Genomic DNA, 16,489 nt, shown 5'->3' with positions numbered 1-16,489 from the left:
TGTCGGGACGGTACGGGAACGTCCGTTTCCGGACGCGGGAATCATCCACCGGACCGGCCTTCGGGGCGGCCTTCGGGGCGGCCTTCGGGGCGGCCTCGGGGCGGATGTTCGGACCTGCCCTGCGATGCCCGCTCCCGTCCTGCGGCGCCCGCTCCGGCCCTGTTACGCCTGTTCCAGTGCGGCGGCCAACTCGTCCAGGCTGTCCGACCGCCGGTCGAAGGTGTCGGAGCTCTTCGGAGGATCCCCGCCCGGCCTCCGTACATAGGCGGTCCGCATTCCCACCGCCTGAGCCCCGCGAAGGTCCCAGGCGTGGGCGGCGACCATCAGCACCCGTCCCGGCGGGCATCCTGCTGCGTCGACCGCGAGCCGGTAGACCTCCGGCGCGGGCTTGTAGGCCCGGGCCTCTTCGGCGGACAGGACCTGGTGCCAGCGCAGTCCGGCGTACGCGTGGAGACGCAGCAAGGTCGCGCGGCCGGCGTTCGACAGCCCCAGCACGGGAAAACGCCGTGCGAGGCGTGCGAGTCCGGCGAGCGAGTCGTTCCAGGGCTCCAGGCGCCGGCTCGCGCCGGCCAGCCGCTCGATGGCCGCCGGGTCGGTGAGCCCGGCACGGCCGGCCACGCGGTGAGCCGCTTCGCGGTCGATGACCTCGGAGCCGGCGTACGCGCGGCTGCCCTTCCCGATGCGGTGCTGCTCGTGCGCCACATGCCGCTGCCACACGGTGAGCAGCTGATCGACCGCCGCGTCGTCGGCCGCCGGTACCGCGTGGCGGATGGCCGCTCGCAGTCCGCCCGGCTCGTCGACCATCGTTCCGAGTACGTCGAAGACGACAACCTCGATGTCGCATGTCTCGGGCATCCGGTCCCTCCGGGTTCATGGTCGTGTCACCGGTTCAACAGGTGACGAGTCTTGCCCGCCCTCGCGTCACTGGTCAAGATGGTGACGTGACGTTCGTCTTCGTGAGTGGCAACCCGGCTCTGGACCTGGTCGGCACCGTCGAGTCCCGTCGGCACACGGCCGTCGACCTGCTGGCCGCCCCCACCGACCTCGACCGATGGGTCCGCGAGTGCGAAGGGCTCCCCGATCAGGTGACCGCCGACACCGCGGCCTTCGCCTCCGCGCTGCAACTCCGTGAGGCGATCCACCAACTGGCGCTCGCGCGCATACAGAACCGCCGCTTCACACCGGCCGGGCTGGACATCGTCAACAAGGCCGCCACCGGGCCGGTCCCCACGGTCGAACTCAGCGACGCGGGACTGCGTGTGTCAGGAGACCTCCGCTCCGCACTGACCCATGTCGCCCGCAGCGGTATCGCCGTACTCGCCGACCGCGGGGCGTGCCTGAAGGAGTGCGGACGTCCGGACTGCACCCGCCTCTATCTCGACCGCTCCCGCGGCGCACGCCGTACCTGGTGCGGCATGGACGCCTGCGGCAATCGCGTCAAGGCTGCGGCCTATCGCGCCCGCAGGCAGGCCACCGGGCAGGGCCCCCCGCCCAGGTAGCGCGTCCGCGTGTCCGCTGCGGGACGGGACCGGACTGCGCCGACGACCGCATTCCTTCAGGCATGCCCGGCGGCCCGGCGCTGCGTGGCGCGGTGGGCGAGGGCGTCGATGATGCGCTGCCATGCCGGCGACGTCTCCGAGATCCGGGAGGAGACCAGTTGCATGTACCCGACCGATCGCTGTCCCGCTCGTGTTCGATCTCCCAGGCGTCCAGGTCATCGATGAGCCGGTCCAGACGTGGATCGTCCGGATCCCAGTCGACGGACTGATCGCAGGCGAGATACAGGCGCGTGGTCTCGGGATCGTCGAAGCCGGCGTTCTTGTCCCGTATCCGCTCCGGCATGGCGTGCGGGTCCAGGGCCTGCATCAGGATCCACGCGTCGCGCTCCAGTCGTACTCTCAGTTCACTGAACCCGAGACCGCGCATCCGGTTCAGGACGGCGACCACCTCAGGAGGCAGAAAAAGCCCCTCGCCCTCGGCCAGTTCGGCGATTCTGCGGCGGTATTCGGTGAGCTCGCGGATCCTGCGCCGCAGTTCGGCGTCGATGCCGGTGATGGCCTCGGCGAATTCGGCCGGCTGCGCATGCAGCAGCGCGTCGATACGGGCCAGGGGCACGCCCGCATCGGCGAGGGTCCTGATCCGGATGAGATCCACGGCCGCTTGCGCGCTGTAGCGGCGGTAGCCGGAGGCATCACGCTCGGGCTCGGGCAACAGCCCGATGTGGTGGTAGTGGCGAACGGTGCGCACAGTCACGCCGGCGGCTGCCGCGAGCTGACCGATCGTGAGCACGCACTGCCCTCCTCGGGTCTTCTCTTCGCGGAACGCGGCTGGTGCAGGTGGACCCGGTGCACTGCCGTGCGGACTCTGGGGGCAAGCCCGGCCGAGTCCAGGAGCGAGCCGTCCCGACTCCAGGAGCGAGCCCGGCCGACTCCAGGGGCAAGCCGTCCCGACTCCAGGAGCGAGCCCGGCCGAGTCTAGGGGCGAGCCCGGCCGAGGACATCGCGGATCGCGTCGACGACGGCATCGGGCCGGTCGAAGCAGAGCCGGTGGTGGCTGGTGTCGGAGATGATGCGCTGCTCCCCGTACGAGACCGCGCTCACCAGGGCCGCGTCCATCCGCCTCCGGCCGTCGTTCATCTCCCGCGGCGTCCGCTCCGGCTCCGTCGCCGACGCCTGCCGGCCCGGCTCTGCCCCCACGACGGACAGTGCAACCACCGGGACATCGGGAAGATCCGGCCCGGCCCGTAGCTCACGGGCGAGCTCGGTCAGCCGGGTGCGCTCGGCGATGCCGGCGCGCATCCACGCGTCACTCACATGGGCCTCGGTCAACGGTTCTTGCAGGTGCTCCGGGTAGTCCGCGAGCAGCTCGGCGAACATCTCGCGCAGGGCCGGTCGCATCCGTTCCGACTGCTCCAGGTCAGGCCCCATCCGCTCGACCGCGGCCAGCCCCGCCGACGGGGGCATGAAGTCGTCCCAGTCGCGGTGAAAGGCGTCCAGCCAGACCAACCCGACCACATCCTGCGGGTACAGCTGCGCGAACCGATGCGCGTAGAAGCCGCCGAGCGAGTGCGGCACCAGAACGTACGGACCCGCGACGCCCTGAGCGCGCAGCAGCTCGCGCAGTTCCGTGGCGACCGCGGCCGCCGTACGCGGCAGCCGGAGGGGATCGCTGTAGCCGGTGCCGCCACGGTCGTACACCACAGCGGTGGTGAACTGCGCAACCTCTTGCTGAACGCCGAAATAGTCCAGGCCGACCGCCCCGGCCCCCGGCAGGAACACCACGGCCGGCCCGCCGCCACCCGACCGGTGCACAAAGATCCGGCGCCCGCCGACCTCCTGAAACCCCCCGACCGGCGGACCGAACCGAACCGGAACCGGGAAAGTGCTGTTGTCCGTCATGCCCTCAGGCTGCAACCCTGACGCAGGGTCAGGGTCAACCCACTCTGGATCCGGAGAGCTTGAACCGCTTCGTGGGTCGTGGGATGAGGGTGCCGGATCCGAGGCAGCAGACGGTTCCCGGGATCAGGTCTGGGCCATGTCCACGAACCGTGAGTAGTGGCCCTGGAATGCGACAGTGATCGTCGCCGTCGGGCCGTTACGGTGCTTGGCCACGATCAGGTCCGCCTCGCCCGCACGCGGGGACTCCTTCTCGTAGGCGTCCTCACGGTGCAGCAGGATCACCATGTCGGCGTCCTGCTCGATCGAGCCCGACTCACGCAGGTCGGACACCATGGGCTTCTTGTCCGTACGCTGCTCGGGGCCACGGTTCAGCTGCGAGAGCGCGATGACCGGGACTTCCAGTTCCTTCGCCAGCAGCTTGAGGTTTCGCGACATGTCGGAGACTTCCTGCTGGCGGCTCTCGGGGCGCCGCGAACCGCCGGACTGCATCAGCTGCAGATAGTCGATCACGACCAGCTTCAGGTCCTGGCGCTGCTTGAGCCGTCGGCACTTCGCGCGGATCTCCATCATCGACAGGTTCGGAGAGTCGTCGATGAAGAGCGGTGCGGCGGTGACATCCGGCATCCGCCGTGCCAGCCGTGTCCAGTCCTCGTCCGTCATGGAACCCGACCGCATGTGGTGCAGCGCCACCCGTGCCTCCGCCGACAGCAGACGCATGGCGATCTCGTTGCGGCCCATTTCGAGGGAGAAGATCACACTGGGCAGCGCGGCCTTGATGGAGCAGGCCCGGGCGAAGTCCAGCGCGAGCGTCGACTTACCCATGGCGGGGCGGGCCGCGATGACGATCATCTGGCCCGGGTGCAGACCGTTCGTCAGCGCGTCCAGGTCCGTGAAACCGGTCGGAACGCCGGACATCTGGCCGCTGCGTGAACCGATCGCCTCGATCTCGTCGAGCGCGCCCTCCATGATGTCGCCCAGCGGCAGATAGTCCTCGGATGTGCGCTGCTCGGTGACCGCGTAGATCTCGGCCTGGGCCGAGTTGACGATCTCGTCCACGTCGCCGTCGGCGGCGTATCCCATCTGCGTGATCTTCGTGCCGGCCTCGACCAGCCTGCGCAGCACCGCCCGCTCGTGGACGATCTCCGCGTAGTACTCGGCGTTGGCGGCTGTCGGAACCGACTGGACGAGCGTGTGCAGATAGGGCGCACCGCCGACCTTCTTGATCTCGCCGCGCTTGACGAGTTCGGCGGCGACCGTGATCGGGTCGGCGGGCTCGCCCTTCGCGTAGAGGTCGAGAATCGCCTGGTAGACGGTCTCGTGTGCGGGGCGGTAGAAGTCCTGGCCCTTGATGACCTCGACGACGTCGGCGATGGCGTCCTTGGAGAGCAGCATGCCGCCCAGTACGGACTGCTCTGCGTCGATGTCCTGCGGGGGGACGCGCTCGAACGCGGGGGACCCGCCGTCCCAGGAGCCGTTCTCCCGGCCCCGGTCGTGCTGCTCCCGGCCCCCGGCCCCCTCACCTCGGCGCTGGCGGGAGACGGGCAGACGGTCACCCGGACTGCTCTCGGCCCAGGGGTCGTCCAAGGGCTCGGGAATGCTCACCGGCCCACCTCCTCCCGTCCGCTCAGCGGACCTAGCCGTGCGACTCTTTCTTACGGCACGGCACCGACAAACAAGGGGCCCGACTCCGCGAACGGCGCGTCGGGCGCCGGTCCACGGTAGGCCCGCAGACACCGTCAGCCAATCTTGTTATCCACAGGCCCTGTGGGTGACGGACCCCAGCCTGTGGGTAACTCACCAAAACCTGTGCACGGGTCGGGGGACAGCGCTGTGGACAAACTCATAGCCCCACCCCGACCACCCACCTGACCTGCACATTCGCCATCCACCGGCTGTGGGGGAGAAAAACTTTTCCGACTGGACCAAGATCACGACAAACAACGCACAGCCCGAGCCGGAACGAGAAGATCCGTAAGGGTCACGGACCTATTGCATCGCTTACCTGTGGAAGATTAGATTGTCCCGCATGACACAGGCCCCCACGGCACCCAAACCCAGCCGCCGACGGCACGACCGGGAGATCATCGCCCTCGCCGTACCCGCCTTCGGCGCGCTGGTCGCCGAGCCGCTCTTCGTCATGGTCGACAGCGCCATCGTCGGCCACCTCGGCACCCGTCAGCTGGCGGGGCTCGGGGTCGCGGCGGCCCTGCTGAGTACAGCCGTGAGCATCTTCGTCTTCCTCGCCTATGCCACGACGGCCGCTGTCGCGCGACGAGTGGGCGCGGGAGACCTGCAGGCCGCCATCCGGCAGGGCATGGACGGCATCTGGCTCGCCCTGCTGCTCGGCGCTCTCGTCATCGCCGTCGTCCTGCCCACCGCCCCCTGGCTGGTGAGCATCTTCGGAGCCTCCGCCGACGCCTCCCCGTACGCGGTCACCTATCTACGGATTTCGAGCATCGGCATCCCGGCGATGCTGGTGGTACTGGCGGCCACCGGTGTGCTGCGAGGGCTCCAGGACACCAGAACCCCGCTGTACGTCGCGATCGGCGGCTTCGCGGCCAATGCCGCACTCAACGCGGCGCTCGTCTACGGAGCCGGTCTGGGCATCGCCGGATCCGCCTGGGGCACGGTGATCGCCCAGTTCGCCATGGTCGCCGTCTATCTGGTGGTGGTCGTACGGGGCGCCAGGAAGCACGGCGCTTCCCTCCTCCCGGACATGGCTGGGATCCGGGCCTGCGCCCAGGCCGGGGTCCCCCTCCTGGTCCGGACACTGTCCCTGCGGGCCGTCCTGATGACAGCGACCGCTGTGGCGGCTCACCTGGGCGACACCGATGTGGCCGCACACCAGATCGTGCTCTCCCTCTGGAGCCTGCTCGCGTTCGCCCTGGACGCCATCGCCATCGCCGGACAGGCGATCATCGGCCGGTATCTGGGGGCAGGAGACGCCGAGGGGGCAAAAGAGGCGTGCCGCCGCATGGTGCAGTGGGGCATCGCCTCAGGCGTCGTACTGGGTGCGCTGGTCGTGGCGTCCCGGCCGCTGTTCGTTCCCCTGTTCACCAGCGACGAGGCGGTACGGGACGTGCTGCTGCCTGCCCTGCTCGTCGTGGCGGTCGCCCAGCCGATCTCCGGCATCGTCTATGTCCTGGACGGGGTACTGATGGGCGCCGGCGACGGCCGATACCTGGCCTGGGCCATGGTCGTCACCCTGGCGGTCTTCACCCCGGTAGCCCTCCTCGTACCGACGCTGGGCGGTGGGCTGACGGCGCTGTGGTGGGCGATGGCTCTGATGATGGCGGTCCGGACAGTGACTCTCTGGCTCCGGGCCCGCTCAGGCCGCTGGATCGTTACGGGCGCCACGCGCTGACCCCAGTGTCGGCAACTGAGCGAGGCAGCCCGGTCAGCAGCTGAGCGAGGCAGCCAGGGTTTCACGTGAAACCGGCGAAGGTTCTTCACCAGCGAAACAGCGAAAGGGCCGCCTCCCGAAGGAGACGGCCCTTTCCATGCTCTGCCGAGCGCTGCAGTTACGCGGCGATGACCTCGATGCCGACCTGCGCGGCAACGTCGGCGTGCAGACGCACGGACACCTGGTGGGCGCCCAGGGTCTTGATCGGCGAACCGAGCTCGACACGACGCTTGTCGACCACGGGGCCACCGGCAGCCTTGATCGCCGAGGCGATGTCGGCCGGGGTGACGGAACCGAAGAGGCGGCCGGCGTCGCCGGAGCGAACGGCCAGACGAACCTTCACGCCCTCGAGCTTGGCCTTGACCTCATTGGCCTGCTCAATGGTCGCGATCTCGTGGATCTTGCGGGCGCGGCGAATCTGCGCCACGTCCTGCTCGCCACCCTTGGTCCAGCGGATCGCGAAACCACGCGGGACCAGGTAGTTGCGGGCGTAACCGTCCTTGACGTCAACGACGTCGCCGGCGGAGCCGAGGCCAGCGACCTCGTGGGTGAGGATGATCTTCATTTTTCGGTCACCCTTCCCTTATCGCGCAGTGGACGTGTAGGGCAGCAGCGCCATCTCACGGCTGTTCTTGACAGCCGTGGCGACGTCACGCTGGTGCTGCGTGCAGTTGCCGGTGACGCGGCGGGCACGGATCTTGCCACGGTCGGAAATGAACTTCCGCAGCATGTTCGTGTCCTTGTAGTCCACGTACTGGGTCTTGTCCTTGCAGAAAGCGCAGACCTTCTTCTTAGGCTTGCGCACAGGCGGCTTCGCCATGGTGTTTCTCCTGTGTGATCAAGAAGTGGGGGTACGGGCTGCCCTAGAAGGGCGGCTCGTCCGAGTAGCCACCGCCGGAGCCGGAACCGCCGGAGCTTCCGCCCCAGCCGCCCCCGCCCTGCTGCTGGCCGCCGCCGGCCGGCGCGTTGGAGGCCCACGGGTCGTCGGCGGGTGCACCGCCACCGCCCTGCTGGCCTCCGCTGGGGGCTCCGCCCCAGTTGCCGCCGCCCTGCTGCTGGCCGCCACCGCCGCCGTAACCACCCTGGCCGCCCTGACCGCCTCGACCGGTGGTCTTGGTGACCTTGGCCGTGGCCGTCTTGAGGCTGGGGCCGACTTCCTCGACGTCCAGCTCGTAGACCGTGCGCTTGACGCCCTCACGGTCCTCGTAGGACCGCTGCTTCAGCCGGCCCTGCACGACGACGCGCATGCCTCGCTGAAGCGACTCCGCGACGTTCTCCGCCGCCTGACGCCAGACCGAGCAAGTGAGGAACAGGCCCTCGCCGTCCCTCCACTCATTGGTCTGCTTGTCGAAGATGCGGGGAGTGGACGCGACACGGAACTTCGCGACCGCCGCACCGGACGGGGTGAAGCGCAGCTCGGGGTCGTCGACGAGATTGCCGACGACCGTGATGACGGTCTCGCCTGCCATGGGTGAACCTCTCGGCGGGGATTGCTTGGCTGCTTGGTGCTACTCGGACCCGATGACTGCTGAGCTAGACGCTCAGTGGGTCTCGGGGCGGAGGACCTTGGTCCGGAGGACCGACTCGTTCAGGTTCATCTGGCGGTCGAGCTCCTTGACGACCGCAGGCTCGGCCTGCAGGTCGATGACCGAGTAGATGCCCTCGGGCTTCTTCTTGATCTCGTAAGCGAGACGACGACGGCCCCAGGTGTCGACCTTCTCAACCTTTCCTTCGCCCTCACGGACGACGGAGAGGAAAGTCTCGATCAGCGGGGAGACAGCGCGCTCCTCGAGTTCGGGGTCGAGGATGACCATCACTTCGTAGTGACGCATGTGGAACCCACCTCCTTTGGACTCAGCGGCCACGGTCGTTCCGTGGCAGGAGGGTCGTGATGCGTACGCAACGGTATCGGCAGCCACCGACAATCCACTTTCGCGAAGAAAGGGATTGTTCACTGGGCTGGGCAGACACCGGTGCAGACCGTACAGACTACCCGCACACCCGCTTCCGGTTGAAATCCGGCGGTCACGGGGCAGACTCTCTAGGTGTGGGATGTGAGCGGCGTTACAGTACGCCGCCTTATGCCAGGAGGTGCCTGATGGCTCAGGCAGCGCGACACAACCCTGCTCCGCGACACAACGCCGTCGCCTCTCTCTTCGCCTCGGACGGCAAGCCGCACCCGCTGGAGGACAGCCTGGGCGTGGTGGCACTCGTCCTCGGTGTGGTGGCACTCGTCGCGGCCGGGTTCAACAATCTCCATCTGCTGAGCTCCTGGGCAGGGCTGGTGGGGATCCTCATCGGCGCCTACGGGATGTTCATCTCGGTCACGACCCGTGAACGGTTCATCGTGATCCTCGGAATCGGCGCCTCCGCGGTGGGCTTCTACATCGGCATGGCGCACGGCGGTCTCTTCGGTGGGGTGCTCGGCGGCTGAGGGCCGCCGCGGCACTAGTCCGATACGGCCAGTCGGGGCGCTCCACGGCAGCAGTAGGCTTCGGCGGGAGAGCCGACGCCCCTGTAACCATGGGGACACGCCTGCCGAGGAGCGCCCCGCATGAGCCTGACCCTGAGGACCATCAGCCGCGAGCAGCATCTGGCGTACATCCAGAGTCTGCCGTCGGCGAGCCACTGCCAGGTCCCCGCGTGGGCGGAAGTGAAGACGGAGTGGCGCTCGGAGAGCCTCGGCTGGTTCGACAAGGACGGCCTGATGGTCGGCGCCGGTCTGGTGCTCTACCGGCAGCTCCCCAAGATCAAGCGGTACCTCGCCTACCTCCCCGAGGGGCCGGTCCTCAACTGGTACGCCCCGAATCTCAACGAGTGGCTCCAGCCGATGCTGGCCCACCTCAAGGAGCAGGGCGCGTTTTCGGTGAAGATGGGGCCGCCGGTGGTCATCCGCCGGTGGAATGCGGCGGCGATCAAGTCGGGTATCCAGGACCCCGACGTGAAGCGGCTGCGCGACGTCGAGGCCACCCACATCGAGCCCCGCGCGTTCGAGGTGTCCGACCGGCTGCGGAAGATGGGCTGGCAGCAGGGCGAGGACGGCGGAGCCGGCTTCGGCGATGTGCAGCCCCGCTACGTCTTCCAGGTCCCGCTGGCCAACCGTTCGCTCGACGACGTCCTCAAGGGCTTCAACCAGCTGTGGCGACGCAACATCAAGAAGGCCGAGAAGGCCGGTGTCGAGGTCGTCCAGGGCAGCTACGAGGACCTCGCGGAGTGGCAGCGGCTGTACGAGATCACCGCTGAGCGCGATCACTTCCGGCCGCGCCCGCTCTCGTACTTCCAGCGCATGTGGTCGGTGCTCAACACCGAGGACCCGAACCGGATGCGGCTGTACTTCGCCCGCCACGACGGTGAGAACGTCGCGGCGGCCACGATGCTGATCGTCGGCGGTCACGTCTGGTACTCCTACGGTGCGTCCGCCAACCACAAGCGCGAAGTGCGGCCGTCGAACGCCATGCAGTGGCGGATGCTTCGGGACGCCTACGCCATGGGCGCCACCGTCTACGACCTGCGAGGTATCTCCGATTCGCTGGACGAGACCGACCACCTCTTCGGGCTGATCCAGTTCAAGGTGGGCACCGGCGGCGAGGCCGTGGAATACATCGGCGAGTGGGACTTCCCGCTCAACAAGCTGCTGCACAAGGCTCTCGACATCTACATGTCGCGCCGTTAAGGAGGATGATGGTGCCGGAATCCTGCCCGGCACATCCGTCCTGTCAGTTCCGTAAGGCCCCTGGGACCCGTAAGAACCGCGAGTCCCGTAAGAACCCTGGGGCCCGTAACAACCGCGAGTCCCGTAAGTCCCGTTAGCTTCGATCGTTCCGCTCGTTCCGTTCATACCTCTGATACACCGCAGCTCCGAGAAAGGTTCCGGTCCGGCCATGGCGCTGACCCTCTATGTCGACACCGCGCGCTGGCGGGCGCACCAGAAGTCCGTGCTCGACCAGTTCCCGGGGATCGTTCCGGTCTGCAAGGGCAACGGCTACGGCTTCGGCCACGGCCGGCTCGCGGACGAGGTGACGCGCTTCGGTTCCGAGATCATCGCGGTCGGCACCACGTACGAAGCCGCCCGGATGAAGGACTCCTTCGGGGGTGACCTGCTCGTCCTCACACCGTTCCGCCGCGGCGAGGAGCCCGTACCGCTCCCCGACCGGGTGATCCGCTCCGTCTCATCGGTCGACGGCGTACACGCCCTGGTCGGCGCCCGCGTCGTCATCGAGTGCATGAGCTCGATGAAGCGCCACGGTGTCTCCGAGGCGGACCTGGGCAGGCTCCACGCGGCCATCGACGACGTACGCCTGGAAGGCTTCGCGCTGCACCTCCCGCTGGACCGCATGGACGGTTCGGACGCGGTCGAGGAGGTCATCGCATGGATGGACAGGCTGCGCAACGCGCGTCTGCCGCTCCACACCATGTTCGTGAGCCATCTGAAGGCGGAGGAACTGGCGCGGCTGCAGCAGCAGTTCCCGCAGACGCGCTTCCGCGCCAGGATCGGCACGCGGCTTTGGCTGGGCGACCACGATGCGACGCAGTACCGCGGCTCCGTCCTGGACGTCACCCAGGTCGTGAAGGGCGACCGGTTCGGCTACCGGCAGCAGAAGACCGCTTCCGACGGCTGGCTGGTGGTGGTCGCCGGCGGTACGTCGCACGGAGTGGGCCTGGAAGCGCCGAAGGCGCTGCACGGGATGATGCCGCGCGCGAAGGGTGTCGCGCGCGCGGGCCTGGCCACGGTGAACCGGAACCTGTCGCCTTTCGTGTGGGCGGGCAAGCAGCGCTGGTTCGCGGAGCCGCCGCACATGCAGGTGTCGATCCTCTTCGTCCCTTCGGACGCGCAGGAGCCGAAGGTGGGGGACGAACTGGTGGCTCATCTGCGGCACACGACGACCCAGTTCGACCGCCTCGTCGATCACTGACACAGCGCCCCGGCCGGGCCACCGCCCGGCCGGTAGCCCGGCCGTCCGGCTATTCGCGCACCGCTCCGCTGCCCCACTCGACCTGTGGGCCCTCGGCCTGGTGGGCGGCGTGCCGCGCCGGATGGGCGGCAGCGCCCAGCACGAACACGTCCTCAGCGCCGTCCAGCACGCCGCCCGACGGATCGTCGGAGCCGTCCCTGCGCACCCCGTCGCGCTCCGGCATCAGGATGTCCCGCACGATCACCGCGCAGATGTAGAGCGTTCCGGCCAGGTGCAGGGCGATGGCGAACTGGTAGCCCTCGGGCGGCAGCCCCTTGGGTTTGTCGCCCGACATCGTGTACGCGAGGTACAGCCAGATGCCCAGGAAGTACATGACTTCGCAGCCCTGCCAGATGAGGAAGTCCCGCCAGCGTGGCCTGGCCAGCGCCGCGAGCGGGATCAGCCACAGGACGTACTGCGGCGAGTAGACCTTGTTGGTGAGGATGAAAGCGGCGATGACCAGGAAGGCGAGCTGCGCGAACCGCGGGCGGCGCGGGGCGGTCAGAGTGAGGGCCACGATTCCGCCGCACGCCACGATCATCAGCAGCATCGCCCAGGTGTTGACGTTGCCCACGTCGAGGGGCTTCCCGGTGCGCTGGGTGATGATCAGCCAGAACGAACCGAAGTCGACGTTCCGTTCCTGGCTGAACGTGTAGAACTTCTTCCACCCCTCGGGCGCCGGCAGCATGACGGGCAGATTCACGACGAGCCAGGCCGCGACCGCGCCGAACACGGCCAGCCCGTACTCCCGCCATTTCCCGGCGCGCCAGCACAGCACGAGGAGCGGGCCGAGGATCAGCACCGGATAGAGCTTGGCGGCGGTCGCCAGGCCGATCAGGATCCCGAAGGCGAGCGCACGCCCCCTTGACCACATCAGCATCGCCGCAGCGGTGAGAGCGACCGCGAACAGGTCCCAGTTGATGGTGGCCGTGAGCGCGAAGGCAGGGGCGAGGGCGACCAACAGGCCGTCCCAGGGGCGGCGCCGATGGGTGCGGGTGACGCAGACCGCGATGACAGCGGTGCAGATCATCAGCATGCCCGCGTTGACCATCCAGTAGATCTGCTCGCGGTGCTGCATGGCGCCCCCGTGCGGGGTGAGCCAGGAGGCGACCTCCATGAACAAGCCGGTGAGCACCGGATATTCGAGGTACGACATGTCGCCGTTGATGCGGTCGAAGTACGGGACGAGGTCGTCGGCGAAGCCGCGACCGACGTAGAGGTGGGGGATGTCCGAGTAGCAGGCGTGGTTGTACTGGGATGTTGCCCCCTGGAACCACGCCCAGTCGTAGCAGGGCATCTTCTGCACCATGCCGAGAGCGAACATGCCGATCGCGACCAGGGCGATGACGCGGACGGGGGTGAGTCTGCCGAAGCCCCCGCGGGCCCACCGTCCGGCCGGTCCCCCGATCAGTTCGCTGCCCGCCGCGGCGGTCTCGTCCTGCTGAGTGGGCCGCACCACGGGTTCTGCGGTCTTCAGTGCGGGCCGGTCCTCGTGCGCGCTCGTCATGGCGCACATCCTGCCGTACGCGGCTGTGCCCGCGTGGAGGGCCGCAGCAGCGGGCGGCCGCACAGCCGGAAGGGCCGCCACAGCGGATGAGCTGTGACGGCCCTCGTGGTGGGGACCGAGCCCTGATCAGGTGCGTGGGCTCAGGGGGCTGTCATCCGCCGGGCCCGCCGATGAAACCGCCACCGCCGCCGGCTCCGCCCGGATCACCGCCGGTGTCGGAGGTGTCGCTGGGAGTGGGGCTGGCGCCGCCGTCGGTTCCGCCGTCCGCCGTTCCCGCGTCGGTCCCGCCGTCGTTGCCGCAGGTCCAGTCCGTCCACTTGTTGCAGGACTCGGTCGGAGAGGGCGTCGGGGAGGGCGTCTCGGACGGGCTGGGCGAAGGAGAGGACTGCGACGGGGTCGGCGACGGCGAGTGTGTCGGCGTCGGCTTGGGGCTCGCGACTCCGCTGCCGTAGACCACCTTCCCGATCGGTTCGGGTGCCGGGAAGTCCTTGGCAGGGGTGTTCTTGAGCGCCTGCGCCATGTAGTTGTGCCAGATTTTCGCCGGGAACGAGGCACCGTGGATCTGGTCCTCACCACCGGTGCCGTACATCTCCTCGAACTGGCGGTTCTGGCCCTTCGCGTCGTCGTTGAAGCGGTACATGTCGATGGCGGTGGAGAGCTGCGGGGTGTAGCCGATGAACCAGGCGGACTTGTTGCCGTCGGTGGTGCCGGTCTTTCCCGCGATCTGCCGGCCGGGGATCCTGGCAGCGGTTCCGGTGCCCTTGTCGACCACGGTCTTCAGCACATTGGTGACGTTGCTGGCGATGGCCGACGAGAACGCCGACTTCTCCACATGCTCGTGCTGGTAGACGGTCCTGCCCTCGCTGGTGACCTTGGTGACCGAGAAAGGCTCGTTCTGCCGGCCGTTGTTGGCGAAGGTGCCGTACGCGCCCGCCATCCGGATCGCGCTGGGGCTTGAGGTGCCGATGGAGAAGGAGGGGTAGTCCGAGCTGGCCATGCTCTGCTTGTCGTCGCGCAGGCCGGCGTCGATGGCGGCCTGGCGCACCTTGTCGGTGCCGACATCCATGCCGAGCTGGACATATGCGGAGTTCACGGACTCCCGCATGGCCTCACGCAGATCGATGCGGTAGTCCGGAGCCCCGCCCAGGGACTGGTGTTCGTCGTTCGGCTGGAGCCACTCCTTGCCCTCCTTGTTCTTCCACACGGTGCCGTCGTAGTTTCTGATCTTCAGATTGTCCTGACCGCTGTAGAGGCTCTTGGGCGAGACGGGCGTACGGTCCGACTCGGGCTGGTCCGCGTCGAGACTCGGGTTGCGCTTCCCGTACTCCAGGGCGGCGGCCAGCACGAACGCCTTGAAGGTCGATCCGACCTGGGCACCGGTGTAGTCCGCGTTGTTCGTGTAGTGCTTGGTCGCGTCCTCGCCGCCGTAGATGGCGGCGATGGCCCCGGTCTGCGCGTCCACCGACGCCCCGCCGAACTGAACATGCGTGTCGGTCTTCGGCCGCTTGGCAGGGTCGATGTTGGCCTTGCGTACCTTCTCGACGGAGGATTCCAGCGCCTTGACCTTCTTCTTGTCGAAGGTCGTGTGGATCTGGTAGCCGCCCTTGGCGAGGTCATCGGATGTGATGCCCTGCTTGTTGTTGTTCACGAAATACGACTTCGCCAGGTCGACGAGGTAGCCGGTCTGACCGCCCAGCTGGGCGTCCTTCTTCGGCGGGTCCACCTTCGGGAACGTCTTGTACTTCGCCCGCTCGGCAGCGGACAGGCGGCCGTCCTTGACCATCTCGCCGAGGATCCACCGCCAGCGGTCGGTGGCCCGCTGGAGATTGGCTTTCGGGGTCGCCGCTGGGTCGATCCCGACGGCGCCCGCCGGGTCGAAGTAGCTGGCTCCCTTGAGCAGCGTGGCGAGGAACGCGCACTGGCTCGGGTTGAGCTTCTCGGAGTCCACCCCGAAGTACGTACGGGCCGCGGCCTGGATCCCGTAAGCGCCCCGGCCGTAGTACGACGTATTGAGGTAGTCGCTCATGATGTCGTTCTTGTTCATCTTCGCACCGACTTTGATGGAGATGAACAGTTCCTTGAACTTACGGCTGAGCGTCTGCTCCTGACCGAGCCGCGAGTTCTTCACGTACTGCTGGGTGATCGTCGAGCCGCCCTGGGTCTCACCGCCCTTGGCCATGTTGAACACGGCGCGGCCGATGCCCATGGGGTCGATGCCCTTGTCCTTGTAGAAGGACTTGTTCTCGGCGGAGACCACCGCGTTCTGCATCGCTCTGGGGATCTGCGAGAGCGGCACGATCTGCCGGTTGATCTCACCACCGGTGGCGACCATCTGGCTGCCGTCGGACCAGTAGTACACGTTGTTCTGCGCCTGCGAGGTCTTGGTGGCGTCCGGGATGCCGACCATGGCGTACGCGATGGTGCCTGCGGCCAGAACGCCGGCGCCGAAACCGACGAACAGCCCGGTCACGAGCCGCCAGGACGGCACCCAGTGACGCCAGCCGTGCAGATTCGCTCTCGGGTAGTCGATGAACCTCTTCTTCTGCGGGCCACGGTCACGACCGCCTTCCGGGCCGCTGCCACGGCCGCCGCGCCCACCACGGCCGCCACCGGAACCGCGCCGCCCACCACGGCCGCCGCCCCCGGCCTCAGCGGCGCGACGGCGTCCGCCTCCGCTGCGCTGGGCGGCCCGTCTGGCTTCGGCGCGACCGCCGTAGGGGCGCTCCTCCTCGCCGGCTGAAGCGGAAGGTGACCCGGAGGTGGTTCCCGGGGGAGCTGCGCGGCGGCCGGAAGACTGCTGGGCCTCTCGTCTGGCCGCGGCACGTCCACCACTCTGCGACTGTGGCGGTTTGCGACGGTGCTCGCTCATCGAACGACTACTCCTCGGGCAGGCACTAACGCCTGGAAACGGCAGTTGAGTTCCGGTCCCCCCGATCCGCGGACAGCCCTGTGGCAGGGCACATCCGCAGTACGCACAGCCCCTCGGCGGGGCCCGTACGCGCTGCAATCCGTGGACCGAGACGGCTGACATCCCCTGGTGTCACTCGGTCCCCGGCGGTCTGCATGCCGCACAGACTACGCACGCGCAAACCCCTCCCACTGCCGAGGTTCGCCTCAAATCAGGCAAGTTGATGCCTGTGAATCATTGATGTGACGCCGCTCACGAAAGCTCCCCTTGTCGCAAACGCGAGGTCGTTCTATCGTGCTGATGTATCGACTCGATACATCA

At 68.0% G+C, this 16,489-nt stretch carries 16 protein-coding genes; 6 read left to right on the top strand and 10 right to left on the bottom strand.

Annotated elements, in window-relative coordinates; genetic code table 11:
• Window positions 1–162: 162 nt before the first annotated feature.
• The gene (locus tag G3I19_RS00795) at window positions 163–855 is read right to left on the bottom strand and encodes a haloacid dehalogenase type II (RefSeq protein ID WP_164258288.1); all 693 of its coding nucleotides are present in this window, start codon (window positions 853–855) and stop codon (window positions 163–165) included.
• Between the two features lie 86 nt (window positions 856–941).
• Between G3I19_RS00795 and G3I19_RS00790 the strand changes: the two genes are divergently transcribed.
• A complete protein-coding gene (locus tag G3I19_RS00790; protein ID WP_164258286.1) occupies window positions 942–1,499 on the top strand; it encodes an ABATE domain-containing protein in 558 nt (185 codons plus the stop codon).
• Here the strand turns inward: G3I19_RS00790 and G3I19_RS00785 are convergent.
• The 3 genes from G3I19_RS00785 to dnaB all read right to left on the bottom strand — a co-directional run bounded on the left by G3I19_RS00785 (window position 1,438) and on the right by dnaB (window position 5,000).
• Window positions 1,438–2,289: a MerR family transcriptional regulator gene (locus G3I19_RS00785; RefSeq protein WP_343234943.1), complete on the bottom strand. Its 852-nt coding sequence runs from the start codon at window positions 2,287–2,289 to the stop codon at window positions 1,438–1,440. The two genes, G3I19_RS00790 and G3I19_RS00785, sit on opposite strands and share 62 nt — an antisense overlap.
• A 185-nt stretch (window positions 2,290–2,474) precedes the next feature.
• On the bottom strand, window positions 2,475–3,281 hold the full coding sequence (locus G3I19_RS00780) for an alpha/beta hydrolase (RefSeq protein ID WP_203598950.1): 807 nt from the start codon (window positions 3,279–3,281) through the stop codon (window positions 2,475–2,477).
• A 240-nt stretch (window positions 3,282–3,521) separates the two neighbouring features.
• Window positions 3,522–5,000 (bottom strand): replicative DNA helicase, encoded by a 1,479-nt coding sequence (dnaB, locus tag G3I19_RS00775; protein WP_164258282.1) that lies wholly within the window; start codon window positions 4,998–5,000, stop codon window positions 3,522–3,524.
• Between the two features lie 424 nt (window positions 5,001–5,424).
• Between dnaB and G3I19_RS00770 the strand changes: the two genes are divergently transcribed.
• Window positions 5,425–6,762, top strand: a complete 1,338-nt coding sequence (locus G3I19_RS00770) for an MATE family efflux transporter (protein WP_164258280.1) — start codon at window positions 5,425–5,427, stop codon at window positions 6,760–6,762.
• A 157-nt stretch (window positions 6,763–6,919) separates the two neighbouring features.
• Here G3I19_RS00770 and rplI read toward each other — a convergent pair whose 3' ends face one another.
• From rplI to rpsF, 4 genes are all read right to left on the bottom strand, one after another.
• On the bottom strand, window positions 6,920–7,366 hold the full coding sequence (rplI, locus tag G3I19_RS00765) for a 50S ribosomal protein L9 (protein WP_164258278.1): 447 nt from the start codon (window positions 7,364–7,366) through the stop codon (window positions 6,920–6,922).
• 18 nt (window positions 7,367–7,384) lie between these two features.
• On the bottom strand, window positions 7,385–7,621 hold the full coding sequence (rpsR, locus tag G3I19_RS00760; RefSeq protein WP_003967857.1) for a 30S ribosomal protein S18: 237 nt from the start codon (window positions 7,619–7,621) through the stop codon (window positions 7,385–7,387).
• Window positions 7,622–7,664: 43 nt separating this feature from the next.
• Complete coding sequence (locus G3I19_RS00755) at window positions 7,665–8,270, bottom strand: single-stranded DNA-binding protein (RefSeq protein ID WP_164258276.1); 606 nt, start codon at window positions 8,268–8,270, stop codon at window positions 7,665–7,667.
• 72 nt (window positions 8,271–8,342) lie between these two features.
• Entirely contained in the window at window positions 8,343–8,633 is a 291-nt protein-coding gene (gene rpsF, locus G3I19_RS00750) for a 30S ribosomal protein S6 (protein WP_164258274.1), read from the bottom strand.
• A gap of 266 nt (window positions 8,634–8,899) precedes the next feature.
• Between rpsF and G3I19_RS00745 the strand changes: the two genes are divergently transcribed.
• From G3I19_RS00745 to G3I19_RS00735, 3 genes are all read left to right on the top strand, one after another.
• A complete protein-coding gene (locus G3I19_RS00745) occupies window positions 8,900–9,235 on the top strand; it encodes a hypothetical protein (RefSeq protein WP_164258272.1) in 336 nt (111 codons plus the stop codon).
• A gap of 120 nt (window positions 9,236–9,355) precedes the next feature.
• Window positions 9,356–10,474: a peptidoglycan bridge formation glycyltransferase FemA/FemB family protein gene (locus tag G3I19_RS00740; RefSeq protein ID WP_164258270.1), complete on the top strand. Its 1,119-nt coding sequence runs from the start codon at window positions 9,356–9,358 to the stop codon at window positions 10,472–10,474.
• Between the two features lie 208 nt (window positions 10,475–10,682).
• Complete coding sequence (locus G3I19_RS00735; protein ID WP_164258269.1) at window positions 10,683–11,714, top strand: alanine racemase; 1,032 nt, start codon at window positions 10,683–10,685, stop codon at window positions 11,712–11,714.
• 49 nt (window positions 11,715–11,763) lie between these two features.
• Here the strand turns inward: G3I19_RS00735 and G3I19_RS00730 are convergent, their stop codons facing one another.
• Together G3I19_RS00730 and G3I19_RS00725 are read right to left on the bottom strand one after the other, a co-directional pair.
• Window positions 11,764–13,260: a glycosyltransferase 87 family protein gene (locus G3I19_RS00730; RefSeq protein WP_164258267.1), complete on the bottom strand. Its 1,497-nt coding sequence runs from the start codon at window positions 13,258–13,260 to the stop codon at window positions 11,764–11,766.
• A 151-nt stretch (window positions 13,261–13,411) separates the two neighbouring features.
• Complete coding sequence (locus G3I19_RS00725) at window positions 13,412–15,748, bottom strand: transglycosylase domain-containing protein (protein WP_343234942.1); 2,337 nt, start codon at window positions 15,746–15,748, stop codon at window positions 13,412–13,414.
• A gap of 15 nt (window positions 15,749–15,763) precedes the next feature.
• Here G3I19_RS00725 and G3I19_RS38190 point away from each other — a divergent pair, with 15 nt between their 5' ends.
• The gene (locus G3I19_RS38190) at window positions 15,764–16,000 is read left to right on the top strand and encodes a hypothetical protein (protein ID WP_343234941.1); all 237 of its coding nucleotides are present in this window, start codon (window positions 15,764–15,766) and stop codon (window positions 15,998–16,000) included.
• Window positions 16,001–16,489 lie beyond the last annotated feature (489 nt).

This window comes from Streptomyces sp. SID10853, from assembly GCF_010548145.1.
In the GTDB taxonomy this organism is placed as follows: domain Bacteria; phylum Actinomycetota; class Actinomycetes; order Streptomycetales; family Streptomycetaceae; genus Streptomyces.
Note: the sequence above shows the minus strand (reverse complement) of the source record. Positions and strands in the feature narration are given on the sequence as shown.